This is a genomic window from Candidatus Dependentiae bacterium (genome assembly GCA_003511165.1).
Taxonomy (GTDB): Bacteria; Babelota; Babeliae; order Babelales; family UBA12411; genus UBA12411.
Map to the genome: position 1 here is coordinate 121,150 of DOJW01000004.1, position 13,796 is coordinate 134,945.

Consider the following 13,796-nt stretch of genomic DNA (forward strand, 5'->3'; position numbering starts at 1 on the left):
TTTTATTTAAAAATCAATTTTGAGTTCACGGACACTATTATTACGCTTACCGCCATAAATATTGCGCTCACAGATGGATTTATCATTATTCCAAAATGATACAAAACTCCAGCTGCAATTGGCATAGCAACCATGTTATAACCCAAAGCCCAAAATAAATTTTGTATTAATTTCTTCTTTGTCAATTTTGATAATCTAAATATTTCTAAAATTTTAGTTAGATCATTTTTAACCAAAATTAGATCTGCCGATTCTATTGCAATTTCAGTCCCACTTCCAATAGCAATTCCCAAATCGGCTTGAGCCAATGCGGGAGCATCATTGATACCGTCACCAACCATCGCAACCTTTTTACCCTCTTTTTGAAGTTGCATAATTATTTCAGACTTTTTATCAGGTAAAATTTCTGCAAAATAGTTTATTCCTAATTTTGTAGCCAAGTTTTTCGTTACATTTTCACTATCACCTGAAACCATATAAATTTGATATTTTAAATTTTTAAGTTTTTCACAGACGTCAAAAGACTCTTCTCGCAAAACATCTTCAAATATTATAAGTCCTAGAAATTTATCTTCTCGAGCTATAAAAACAGTACTATTACCTTTTTCATTAATTTCTTTTGATAATTGTTTTGCTTTTATAAAATCTTGTTCAAAATTTTTAAAACTAAAATCTTCTTCCATTAATTTTGCATTACCAATCGCAAAAAGCTTGTCTTCTATTTTGCCAATAACACCTTTACCTGGTATTTGTTTAAATTCAAAAACTTTTGGTAAAACCAAATTTAAATTTTCAGCTTTTTGTAAAATTGCTAAAGCTTTCCCATGTTTTGCATTTTGTTCTAATGCAGCTGCATATTTGATAAAACTCAAATCCGGATCTCCCCAAATATTTACTGCTTCTACTACCGATAATCTTCCATAAGTTAATGTTCCTGTTTTATCAAAAATAATTGCGTTTACTTTATGAGCGCCTTCAAACGCATCTTTATTTTTTATAAAAATACCATTTAAAGCGGCAATCGAAATAATTGAGGATATTACCAAAGGAATAGCTAAACCAAGCGCATGTGGACATGATACAACCATCACAGAAACTAGACGTTGCAATGCAAATGAAAAATTATTTTGTATAACAAACCAAATTAAAAAAGCTAAAAGTCCAAAACTTAAAGATAAAATTGTTAAAATAAAAGCAACTTTATCAGCCAAATTTTGAATTTTAGATTTACTTGTAAGTGTTTTATTAACCAAATCTATTATCTGTGACAAATAAGAGTTTTTACCTTCTTTTTGTACTTCAATTTTTAAAAAACCATTTTCATTTATAGCACCAGCAAGAACTTTATCTCCAATAGATTTTAATACCAGCTTTGACTCCCCCGTCAAAAACGATTCATTTACTTCTGAAGATCCCTCAAAAACTATACCATCTGCGGGAACTTTTTCGCCCGGACGAATTAAAATTTTATCTCCGAGTTTAATTTTTTGGATTCCTATATCTTCAATTTTATCTCCGCTGACAATTAAATGCGCAGTCGAAGGTAAAAGTTTAGCAAGGCTTTCTACAGCCACAAAAGATTTCATTGCTATTTTCATTTCTATGTAATGCCCTAATAGCATAACAACAATCAAAGTAGAAAGTTCCTCGAAAAACATTTGATCTGTTAATCCAAAAACGGCAAAAAAGCTATAAATGTAGCTTACTGAAATCGCTATTCCGACAAGAGTCATCATCCCAATACTTTTAGACCTTATCTCAGAAATGAGTCCTTTCAAAAAAGGATAACCACCATAAAAATAAACTATCGTTGCAAAAAATAATAAAATCCATTCTTCATAAGGTATTTCAAAAGAAACTCCTATAGTAAAAATAAGTAACTGTTGGAACCATGGAGAAAAAAGTAAAATTGGAATTGTAAAAATTATTGAAACAATAAACCTTTTAAAAAAATCTGATGTCATATTCGAGGTATGCATAGAATGCATTGAGTGTACGTTTGATTTCATAGCAGCGTGACTCATTTCATGGCCACATTTTGTATTCATAACAACTCTCCATTTTAAATAAAAATATTTATTTTATTCCCTCAAGCGCGCATCCTTGAGCAACTAGCCATTCTGCTTTTCTTTTTGACAATCCAAGCTTTTGTATTTCTTGTGATTTATCTTTTAAATCGCTACACAAAACGATCCCATTTTGCAGCAATAGGTTCAGTTCTTTTTGGGTCAATCGATTTAAACAGGTAATAGGATGCAGCTTATTTCTTTGGATCAATTGTTCCAAACTTCCATCTTTTGGATAACCCCAAGATATTAGATTTAGACCTACACATTCACCATACGCAATAGCATCAGAAGTAAATTTTGTGTTAGTTACAAGAAAACATTTTGAAAACATTTTTGATTTATCTACTTTTTCAAAATATTTATTTACGTCATCAAGTCTAGCTTTTACATAAAGTGGAATTTTTACATTAGAACGATATTCTTGTTTGTTATGAAATTTGCACTCAACCAAAACTTTCTGATGGTCACTTTCTGCAAGAACATCAACTTCATGAGTTACACAAAAACCATTTACAGTGCTACCAACATTAACTTTGTATCCCTCTTTTTTCAAAATCGAAGCTACAAAATGTTCAAATGGATAGCCGCTCGGGCCTAATTTTAAAAGCGCCTGTTTTAAATTGTACCTTCCAGCAACAGACCTTTCATCTCTTTCTTTCAAAAATTTCCATGTTTGTTGATAAATTTCTTTGGTCGAAATTCCTGCCTTAAATGTTGGTAGCAAATCTTCCATAATCATTTCTAACATTTCGTTAGTGCATCCAGCTCGCCTTAGAGATCTTTGATATTTAGCTATAGAAAATAACTCTTTTTCACCACTGATCTTTGTAACATAAAATTTTCTTTCCATAATTTCTCCTTTTTTAATTATTCGGAAATTTTTTATATGTTACAAAAACTCAAAAGACAAAATCGATTAATTTAGAAATTATAAAAAATTAAATAAAACTTTCAAAAAATATATCTAAAATTTTTTAAAGTATAGCCATTAAAACTCTTCTTAAATACAATGTGGAGAAATATAAAAATTTTAGAAAGGTGTTTTTATGCACAGAATAAAAAAAGATGCGATTTTTCTCATTGATGGATCTTCATTTTTATACAGAGCATTTTATGCTCTAAAACCTCTTCATACAGCCAAAGGATTAACGGTACAGGCGGTTTTTGGATTTTGCCGAATGATAAAAAAATTAATTGACGATTATAACCCACAAAAAATAGTTCTAGTTTGGGATACAAAAGGCAAAACGTTCCGCTCCGAAATATTTGAAGAATACAAAGCAACAAGGCAAAAAGCACCCTCTGATTTGATAGAACAAAAAAAATTAATTGTAGAATTTGCAGATATTATCAAATTGCCTCAGATATTCAAAGAGGGGTATGAAGCCGATGATCTTATTGCATCAATCGCTGCAGAAAACGAAGATCATGAAACAATTATCGTTTCACCGGATAAAGATTTACAACAACTGATTGATAAAAGAGTTTTGGTTTTTGATCCATTTAAAAGAATTGTAATCGATAAAGATGATTTTCAAAAAATAAATAATTTCCCCCCAGAAAGAACAATTTTGTACCATTCGATTTTAGGAGATGCTTCGGATAATATCCCAGGTGTAAGCGGAATCGGCAAAAAAGGCGCACAAGAACTAGCGGAGCAATTTAAAAGCCTAGATGATCTTTACGAAAATTTAGAAAAAGTAAAAAGCGAAAGCTTAAGAAAAAAACTGCACGAACAAAAAGATTTGGCATTTTTAAGTGAAAAGCTTTTTACACTGAAAATAATAAAAACGCACATTAAAGAAAAAGATCTGCAATTCGATGCCAAAAACTGGAACAATGCATATGATTTTTTTGCCAAATTAAATTTTGAAAGTTTATTAAAAGGTGTTAAAAATCCAAATGAAACGCCGAAAAAAAACCAAGAAGGCCAACTTTCAATATTCGGTGGAGAAAAAAAGGAAACAAAAGAGTGGAAATTAATTGTTGTTCAAGAAGAAGATCAACTTGATTCTTTAATTAAAGATTTAAAAAATTGTGAAACTTTTGCATTCGATACAGAAACGACAGGCCTCAAACCGCTAGAAGATGACCTTGTTGGTATTTCATTTGCATTCGACAACAAAAAAGCTTTTTATATTCCGCTAAAGCATCAAACCGAAGAAAAACAACTCGATAGAAAAATGGTATTAGAAAAATTAAAGCCGATACTTGAAAACAAAAAAATAGAAAAAATTTTACATCATGCCAAATTCGATGAATTAGTTTTATGGCAATTTGGAGTTGATACTAAGGGAGTAGTTTTTGATTCATTAATCGCTGCGGCACTACTCAAAAAAGAAGGCGAAAAAATCAATCTTAAAATTTTATCTCTTAGATATTTAGATGAACCAATGGCAACATTTGCAGACATAATGGATAAAAAATATAAAACATTTGCAGAAGTTCCGCTATCAATAGGTGCTAAATATGGCGCTTATGATTCACTTCAAACATTTAAACTAAAACCGCTTTTGGAAAAAGAATTAAAAGCGGAGCCATCATTAAAAAAAGCTTTTGAAAATATCGAAATGCCAATTTCACAGATTTTATTTAAAATGGAACGCACTGGAATCAAGCTTGACGTTGAAATAATAAAAGAAATAGCAAAAGAATTAAATAAAGAATTAAACAAACTCGAAGCTAAAATTTTGGCAAACATTGAGCATCATGGTAAAGAAATAAATCTAAATTCGCCAAAGCAGATTGAAGTTTTGCTTTTTGATTCACTAAAACTTCCAGTAGTTAAAAAAAGTCGCGAAGGACGTCGCTCAACAGATCAAGAAGTTCTCGAAGAGTTAAGCAAAATTCATCCAATACCAGGTTTAATATTGCGCTATCGTGAACTGTTCAAATTAAAAAGCGGATATTTAGAACCGCTTCCACTTGTAATAAATCCAAAAACAAACAGAATTCATACAACATTCAACCAAACAGATGTTGCAACTGGAAGACTTTCTAGCAACAATCCAAATTTACAAAATATTCCCGCAGCGGAAGGATATGGAATGAAAATCCGATCTGCATTTGAAGCGGGAAGAGGTAATATTTTTATATCTGCCGATTATTCTCAGATTGATTTGCGAGTACTAGCACATTTAACAAAAGACAACGCGCTGCAAAAAGCATTTTTGGAATACCGCGATATTCACACACAAACAGCTTCTCAAATTTTTGGAGTAGGGGAGAATGAAGTTACACAAGAGCAAAGACAAATTGGTAAAAGAATAAACTTCAGTATTATTTATGGACTAACACCTTTTGGATTATCTAAAGATTTGGGTATCAAACCAAGCGAGGCAAAAATATATATCGCAAAATATTTTGAGCAATATCCCAAAGTAGCTGTTTGGATGGATAAAGTTGTCGAAGAAGCAAAAAAAAAAGGATATGTAGAAACAGTTTTTGGCAAAAGAAGATATGTTGCAGATTTGCATGAACAAAATAAACATGTGTATGAAGCAGCAAGAAGAGTGACAATTAATACTCCAGTGCAAGGAACATCCGCAGAAATTATTAAACTTGCGATGATAAAAATAGATCAAGAACTAGAAAAGCATGACCTTAATGCGAATATGTTACTTCAAATCCACGATGAACTTATCATCGAACTCCCAAAAGAAAATGAGGATAAAGTAACAAAAATTGTACAAAAATGTATGGAAAATGTAGTCGACTGGGAAATTCCACTTACCGTTGCAATCAGAAGTGGAAAAAATTGGGAGGATGTATCAAAATCATAAAAAATCGCGTTTTTTTAACAAAAAAGTTATTTTTATGAATATTTTGAAAAGTTATATTTGATTTTTTTTGATTTTTATTTTAAATCTACTGTTAGCAATTGACTTTTGATGGATAAACATGCAGAATGAAAAACATCTAAAAAGAAGGTAAAACAGCTTGAAATCCCTTAATAATTCATTACTCTTCTTAAAGTCATTGTTCTAATGGAAATAAAAATTCAAAATGTTTTTAGTAGTGTATAAGTTTAATTTAAATCATTTAATACGATTTTATATCGGGAGCTACGATGGCAACGAGTAAATCCGGCGGTTCTACGTCAAATGGTCGCGATAGTATAGGCAAACGTTTAGGTTGTAAAAGATTCGATAACCAATTTGTTAATTGCGGCGAAATTTTAGTCAGACAAAGAGGAACAAAAGTAAATCCAGGAAATAATGTAAAAAGAGGAAAAGATGATACACTTTTTGCAATAAAACCAGGTTTTGTAAAATACTATTCCGGTTTTAAAGGCAGAAAATTTGTTAAAATCTTAGAAAAGTTAGAAGCTTAAATTTCCAAAATTCATTAAATCCAAAAACTTCATGTTAAATCAAATTGTAATAGGTAGTTATGATAGTCATGTTTATTAAAAATAGAGAGTAGCTCATGATTGATTTCTTAAAATATCGTTATTTTTTCGTTTTTTGGTCTGCTTTGTTATTAGCAGTTGGAATAGTTGTAGGCAGTTATAATTACTACAAATCAGGAAATGTGTTTCAATATCACATTGATTTTGTAGGCGGTACTGAATTAAATGTAAATTTTGAAAATCCTATCAAAATTTCCGAGTTCAGATCTGCATTAGACAGTAGCCACTGGACAGACTTGTCTATCCAATCTATCGGAACAGCAAATTCTGAAAACAAATACAAAGAATTCGTAGTTCGAACAAAGGACACATCTGACAATATTGAACACAAATTTTTGGATGATGTTAACGCAAAAATAACATCTAATAAAGTTACAATATCAGGTGTTTCAAGAGTTGGTGCTGAAGTCGGTAAAGATATTAAAACGAATGCAATCATCGCAGTTATATTAGCTCTTTTGATAATTTTATTTTACATTGCACTTCGCTCAAAATATCGCTTTGGGGTTGGCGCAGTAGCATCGCTTATACATGATTTACTTGCAGTTATGGTTATCATCATGCTTTTAGGCGAACAAATATCAATATCAGTCATGGCTGCCGTTTTATCAGTTCTTGGTTATTCTCTGCATGACACAATTATTATTTTCAGCAGAATCAGAGAGAACTTTAAGAAGATGAAGGGTAAGTCAGAGTTTGAAATAGCAAATATTAGTATCAATCAAACTCTTAATAGAACATTACTTACAAGTTTTGCAACATTATTAACTATCGTTGCAATTTTAATTTTTGGAGGAGAAATTCTTAGAGGTTTTGCAATTGTTATGTTCGTCGGAATTATCGTTGGAACATACTCTTCCATTTACATTGCAAGTCCAGTTATGCTTGCAATCAAATCAAAATCTTCAGAAATCTCATCTTCATCAATCAAATAAAATATATCTACTATCACAAAAGGTGTAACAACCTTTTGTGATGGCCTTTTGGGGGTTATTAAAATTTCTGTATTCTTTTAAATCAATTAATTTATGTTGTTTTCAATTGTATAAGTTTAATTCAATTCTAAGGTTATTATGGCAAAAACAAATTTATCTACGGAGTCTGTAGAAAAACTAAATGACGAAAAAAAAGAAACTACATCTAATGATGTGAACACTCCTAGCGATAAAAAAACACCTAATCATTCTAAAACCACAAAAGCGGAAAAAATAGAAGTTAAATCTGTCGAAACAAAAGGGATATCAGATTTGGAAAATAAAATAAAAGAAACTCCACAAGAAATTATTGGAGCTGATGAAAATAACACAGTGGAATCAGAAAATAATGGGGTAAAAAAATCTATCAATGTCCAAGAGTTAAAAGAGATGGAAATAATGAAGCTAACGGAATATGCGAAAAGCTTAAATATTCCAAATGTTAGCTCAATGAAAAAACAAGAAATTATTTTCAAAATTCTTGAATCTCAATCCGACCAACGAGTAGAAATTTATGGAGAGGGTGTTTTAGAAAGACTTCCTGATGGATTCGGTTTTTTAAGATCACCAAAATTCAATTATATGCCAGGTCCAGATGATATCTACGTTTCACCAATTCATATAAAACGTTTTGGACTTAGAACTGGAGATGTTATCAAAGGTATGATTCGCAAACCTAAAGAATCAGAAAAATATTTCGCTATTCAAAGAATTGATAGCGTAAATTTTCTTTCACCACTAGCAGCTGCAAACAAAATAATTTTTGAAAATCTAACACCTCTTTTCCCTAAGGAAAGATTCAATTTAGAATTTTCGCCTACTGTATACTCAACAAGAATTATGGATATTTTAACTCCAGTCGGTAAAGGACAGAGAGGACTTATCGTTGCTCCTCCTAAAACTGGTAAAACCATTCTTCTCAAAGAGATTGCAAACAGCATTGTCAAAAATCATCCAGAAGCAATTTTGATAATATTATTAATTGATGAACGACCAGAAGAAGTAACAGATATGCAACGTTCGGTCAAAGCAGAAGTCATTAGCTCAACTTTCGACGAATCTGCATCAAGACATATTCAAGTTGCTGAAATGGTAATCGAAAAAGCAAAACGACTTGTTGAAAGCGGATACGATGTAGTGGTTCTGCTAGATTCTATCACAAGACTTGCAAGAGCTTACAACACAGTTTCCCCTGCGTCTGGCAAAGTTTTGACCGGTGGTATCGACGCAAATGCGCTTCAAAGACCAAAACGATTTTTCGGAGCTGCTAGAAATTTGGAAGAGGGCGGATCTCTTACTATTTTGGCAACAGCTTTGGTTGAAACTGGCTCAAAAATGGATGATGTTATTTTCGAAGAGTTTAAAGGTACAGGAAACATGGAAATCCATCTTTCCAGAAAACTTTCTAACAGACGCGTATACCCTGCATTTGATTTACAAGAATCTGGTACACGTCGTGAAGAGTTACTTCTTGGCGAAGATTTTGTTAACAGAGCATGGGTCCTGCGAAAGTTCTTGAGCTCAATGAACACAGTCGAAACTATGGAATTTTTGATCGACAAAATTAAGCAAACAAAAACAAATCAAGAGTTCTGGGAATTGATGAACAAAAAGAAGTAAATATTTATTTTCTTTTTAAAAACTACAAAACAAAAAAGGCAGGCTTTTATCAGCTTGCCTTTTTTGTTTGAATTAATTGGGTTATCTCTTAAAAATTATTCCTATTTTTTTAAAATTTGGATTTTATATTTTTAAATCATTTTATTTAGTTTAATTCTTCTTCCGTTTATTTCATCTATTTTTTTATTTCTAGCTGCTCCCGCAGAGGATGAAAGGAGATTTTGACGCAAAAACCTCCTTTCATCCTCCATGCACCAAAAGAGCACTTTTGGATTTCCTTACCGCGCAATACTCCTTGGGATACGGAATTCTATTTAATTAAAATTAAACAGAATTCCGTACTCCAAGACGAACATCTTTGCGCGGGATCAGACTTTTACATTTATATTAACGTTCCGATATTTTTCTAAATTTGAATTGTTGAAAAATTTAGAAAAACGTCTTTATGAGAATGTAGGATTCCAAATAAGCGCTATCTGTTTGAACCCGCCTTCACTAAAGTTATGGCGGGCTGGCTGCTGTCCAGTTTTACGGGATGCAGGAGTTTAGCGCGTAGAGAGATTACAAAGAAACCTCTTTGTTTTGGGGATCCAAGGGTGCTCAAATTCAGCACCCTTGGCCCGTGCGGGCAGCACCTTTGATAAAAGAAAATTTAAAAAACAAACGTTAAAACAGAATTGAAATACTAAAACCAAAGATAAAAATAAATTATAAAATTAAATATTAAATTATTGACTTAAAGGAACTTTTACCTCCACTCTTTTAAATAAATTTTTAGAAAAAAAAGGAAGCTTCTAATGAAAAAATTTAATTTAAAAATCTACATCTCGCTTCTAATCATAACAACGTTATTTATCTACTCACTTTTAAATGCAGGCAACATTGTTTACAATCTTGCTGGTGGAGTTTTAGATCTAACATCCACCCAATCTTTTTACATTCCCGCTGGTGACAGTTACACCATAAAAAATGGACAAGTAAATAATATATTGGCAAACAGCATCATCATGCATGACTCTACGTCTCAATTAATTTTACAAAATGTTACGCTTTGCTTAAATAACGATTACACAATGACTCAAGGCTCGATGCTTGTAAAAGGCGATTGTGAAATTGCAAGTAATAATTATAAATTCACAACTCAAGGGCATTATATTTTGATCGATGACAATGCAACGCTCAAATTTAACAATACTACTTTTGTCATGCAACCAACTCAAAAAAATGTAAATCTTGTAATCTTTAGCAATAATCTTTCGAATTTGTATCTTTTGGATTCGACTTTAAAAGTAGATTATATCGATGGCGGCTCGACCATCTCTTGCGACAATTGCCCAGTTTTTGCTGGCGGCAAATTAATAATAGATGGTAATTGTACAGTCGATAATGCATCAACTTACACTATGAATGCGCTCCAACTTGGAGTCAGCCTCACTGCAGAAGATTGTGTTCTACAAATTAAAGATGGATCAGAACTTACAATTAACAATGCAGGAATGATCATCAACAATGCTGCAACAAACAGCTTGGACCTTTCCGGTGGAAATGGGGTAATAAATATAAACTCCGGTGCAAATTTCGAAGTATTAAATTCAATGGATCTAGATAGTTCTTCTTTAGATTTTAATTTTACAAGTACAAACTTTTTCACAGGTACAAGTTTATCTATGTTTAATAATACTCTCGGTACAACTCAAACAGTTACCGCTGGAATAGATTGTCAATATATTTCGATAACAACTTCAAATCAATTTATAGCAACAGCAAGCGAAATATATGGAAGCCCTGTTACTATCAGAGTCTTTAATTTTAGTGGAGCTTCTGTTACCTCTACTAATTTTGCATCAAGTACATATGACGTTGAATGGAGCCCAGATGGTAAATATCTTGCCGCAGGAGGCGACAAAGGAACAGGCAGTTATAGCACTCGGATTTATAGTTTCAATGGTTCACTTTCTGCTATTGCTGGATGTAATAAGGGCGTTACTAACAATGTACGAAGCATCGCATGGAGTCGTGATGAAAAATATTTAGCTGTTGCAGATGGATATACTGGAACTCCTCGTTATTTAACTATTTATGGATTTAATGGAACAACTTTAGACCAAATTACCACAGTAAGTAATGAGACTACCATCTTAAAAGTAGCATGGAGCCCAAACGGCAAATATTTAGCAGTTGGAAGCTATAGCGACACAGTTCCCAATATACCACTTCGAATATATTCTTTTGATGGTTCAACCTTAACTTTAAAAAGTTCTATTACAGACGCAACCTTTTATTGCTATTCAATTTCATGGAGCCCTAATGGTAAATATTTATTTTGTGGAACCGGCACAAGTGGTGTCGTAAAGTTGTATTTTTTTGATGGAAATCAACTTACGCTTGTAGGAAATGATACTTTATCAAACGTTGTATTTAGTACAGACTGGTGCCCAAAATCCAGCTATGTCATGGCAGCAGATACTGCAAAACATTTTAAAATGTGGAAATTTAACGGGTCAACATTAACAACAGCCCATAATAATATTTTAGGATTAGACGTGACGTCTTGTAGGAATAATTATAGCAATACGAATGTGATAATAGCGCCTGAACTGAACGCACTTAGCATTTATCCCTTAAATAATTCAAATATTACTTCATACTTATCGCTGCAAGATGCAACTTTGGGGTTAAATAAAAATATTTCGCTTTGGAATAAAACTATTAAATCGGTATAAGGAAATTTCATGAAGATAACCAAATCCTCTTTTTATCTTTCGATTTTATTTTTTACAACGTTATTTATCTACTCTCTTTTGAATGCAGGCTCCATCGTGCGCAATCTTGGTGGGGACATTTTAGATTTAACATCCACTCAATCTATTTATATCCCAGCCGGTACCGATTATACAATAGCAAATGGACAAGTGAATAATGTTACTGCAAACAGCATCATAATGCATGACTCTACATCACAACTAATTTTGGAAAATGCAAAACTTTATTTGGGAAGCGACTACACAATGACTCAAGGATCCATGATCGTCAAAGGAGATTGTGAAATTGCAAGTAATAATTATAAATTCACAACTCAAGGACATTATATTTTGATCGATGACAACGCAACGTTAAAATTTAACAACACAAATTTTGTCATGCAGCCGCCTCAAAAAAATATCAAACTTGTTACTTTTTCTAATTCTCTTTCTTCGCTTTATCTTCTAAATTCTACCCTCAAAGTTGACTATATCAATTATAATTCAACAACTTCTAGCGACAATGGACCGCTTTTTGTAGGTGGAAAATTAATCATAGATGGAAACTGTACGATAGATAATGCATCCACCAACACTATGAATGCACTGCAACTTGGAGTTAGCCTCTCCGCAGAAGATTGTGTTTTACAAATTAAAAACAATTCTAAATTAAATATTAATAATGCAGGATTAATAATTAATAATGGCGATCCTAATAGCCTCAATATTGCAACAGAAGCAACCATCAACGTAAATATTGATGCAAACTTTGAAATAATAAATAGCCTAGATCTAAATAATTATTTTTTAAATTTAGACTTAACAAGCACAAATTTTTTCAATGGTAAAACTTTATCATTATTCGATGGGAAAATAAGTAGTAAGCAATGGTTTGATGAATACAGTTATGCTTTAGATAATGCACTTACTTCTTCAAACGAATATTACGCTTTAGTAAGATACGCCGCCCCAGGATTTGGCGCAAACCCTAATACTGTAAGAATTTATAATAAAAATATGGATTATATTACATCCGGCACATATGGCGATGGTTACGTAACATCAATTGGTGCCGATTGGAGCCCTGATGGAAAGTATTTAGCGGTGTCGGGAGAAAATGCAGGATCCCCCAAAAAAAATGTCCGCATTTATACCTTTAACGGAACATTACTTTCTGAGTTATGCAGCGTAAGTACTGTTACAGATGCATCAAGTACGTCTCCTGAAAACAATTACAATATCAGATGGAGTCCTGATGGTAGATATATTGCTACTGAATCAGGCGACCACCAATGGTTAAGATTTTATAGCTTTGATGGTGCAGAATTAAATCTCATCACCAGCTTTGAAAACGATGCTTGGAATACTGCTACTGCTGCTTATTATAATACTCTAGACTGGACGCCCAATGGTAAATATTTAGCTTGGGCAAACGGTTTTGAAACCCCAGGCGTTTATCCATTAAAAATTTTATATTTTGATGGAACTACAGTAACACAAAGAACATCTACCTATGACTCAGTAGGAGCTAAATGTTATTCAGCTCAATGGAGCTCTACCGGTAAATATTTAACACGCGCAAGATTAGATTATTCCCAAGGACTAATTTATTATTTTGATGGTGAAAACTTATCTCTCGTAACCACATTTACAGAACAGTACGAAAGATATGACTGGTCATTTAAAACAAATCATATCTTTGCTTCATATGGCGGTAAACTAGATATTTTTAGATTCAATGGTGAAGCCCTAACTCCAATATCTTATAATGTTTTTGATACTACTGAAGGTTTATCTCGTTTTAAAATTAGCCATGATGATACATTTTTAGTAATTGGATTTTCAATTCTTGCACGCTATAAAGCTTTACTAAGCAGCACAGATATTGCTTCAAAATTATCTCTTCAAAATGCTAATCTCAATTTAAATTCCAATAATACAACTCTTTACAACAAAACCTTAAGAACTTTATAAAAAGGAG

General features: G+C 32.3%; 8 protein-coding genes. 6 read left to right on the forward strand and 2 right to left on the reverse strand.

The genetic code is table 11. The features are described 5' to 3' along the window. Positions 1-2: 2 nt before the first annotated feature. Positions 3-2,048: a heavy metal translocating P-type ATPase gene (locus DEA20_02365; GenBank protein ID HBS48019.1), complete on the reverse strand. Its 2,046-nt coding sequence runs from the start codon at positions 2,046-2,048 to the stop codon at positions 3-5. A 28-nt stretch (positions 2,049-2,076) separates the two neighbouring features. Next, complete coding sequence (locus DEA20_02370) at positions 2,077-2,919, reverse strand: ATPase (protein HBS48020.1); 843 nt, start codon at positions 2,917-2,919, stop codon at positions 2,077-2,079. A 196-nt stretch (positions 2,920-3,115) separates the two neighbouring features. On the opposite strand from DEA20_02370, the gene DEA20_02375 reads away from it, so the two are divergent. The 6 genes from DEA20_02375 to DEA20_02400 all read left to right on the forward strand — a co-directional run bounded on the left by DEA20_02375 (position 3,116) and on the right by DEA20_02400 (position 13,789). After that, positions 3,116-5,851, forward strand: coding sequence for a DNA polymerase I (locus tag DEA20_02375; protein HBS48021.1), 2,736 nt, complete (start codon positions 3,116-3,118; stop codon positions 5,849-5,851). Positions 5,852-6,138: 287 nt separating this feature from the next. Beyond that, positions 6,139-6,402, forward strand: a complete 264-nt coding sequence (locus DEA20_02380; protein HBS48022.1) for a 50S ribosomal protein L27 — start codon at positions 6,139-6,141, stop codon at positions 6,400-6,402. Positions 6,403-6,497: 95 nt separating this feature from the next. Beyond that, the gene (secF, locus tag DEA20_02385; protein HBS48023.1) at positions 6,498-7,415 is read left to right on the forward strand and encodes a protein translocase subunit SecF; all 918 of its coding nucleotides are present in this window, start codon (positions 6,498-6,500) and stop codon (positions 7,413-7,415) included. Between the two features lie 138 nt (positions 7,416-7,553). Next, entirely contained in the window at positions 7,554-9,074 is a 1,521-nt protein-coding gene (locus DEA20_02390) for a transcription termination factor Rho (GenBank protein ID HBS48024.1), read from the forward strand. Between the two features lie 797 nt (positions 9,075-9,871). Then, the gene (locus DEA20_02395; GenBank protein HBS48025.1) at positions 9,872-11,797 is read left to right on the forward strand and encodes a hypothetical protein; all 1,926 of its coding nucleotides are present in this window, start codon (positions 9,872-9,874) and stop codon (positions 11,795-11,797) included. A gap of 9 nt (positions 11,798-11,806) precedes the next feature. Then, on the forward strand, positions 11,807-13,789 hold the full coding sequence (locus DEA20_02400) for a hypothetical protein (GenBank protein ID HBS48026.1): 1,983 nt from the start codon (positions 11,807-11,809) through the stop codon (positions 13,787-13,789). Positions 13,790-13,796 lie beyond the last annotated feature (7 nt).

Excerpts from the sequence above, each read along its gene's own strand:
- DEA20_02365 (HBS48019.1), bottom strand. The coding sequence starts at position 2,048 with ATGAATACAAAATGTGGCCATGAAATGAGTCACGCTGCTATGAAATCA.
- DEA20_02370 (HBS48020.1), bottom strand. The coding sequence starts at position 2,919 with ATGGAAAGAAAATTTTATGTTACAAAGATCAGTGGTGAAAAAGAGTTA.
- DEA20_02375 (HBS48021.1), top strand. The coding sequence starts at position 3,116 with ATGCACAGAATAAAAAAAGATGCGATTTTTCTCATTGATGGATCTTCA.
- DEA20_02380 (HBS48022.1), top strand. The coding sequence starts at position 6,139 with ATGGCAACGAGTAAATCCGGCGGTTCTACGTCAAATGGTCGCGATAGT.
- secF (HBS48023.1), top strand. The coding sequence starts at position 6,498 with ATGATTGATTTCTTAAAATATCGTTATTTTTTCGTTTTTTGGTCTGCT.
- DEA20_02390 (HBS48024.1), top strand. The coding sequence starts at position 7,554 with ATGGCAAAAACAAATTTATCTACGGAGTCTGTAGAAAAACTAAATGAC.
- DEA20_02395 (HBS48025.1), top strand. The coding sequence starts at position 9,872 with ATGAAAAAATTTAATTTAAAAATCTACATCTCGCTTCTAATCATAACA.
- DEA20_02400 (HBS48026.1), top strand. The coding sequence starts at position 11,807 with ATGAAGATAACCAAATCCTCTTTTTATCTTTCGATTTTATTTTTTACA.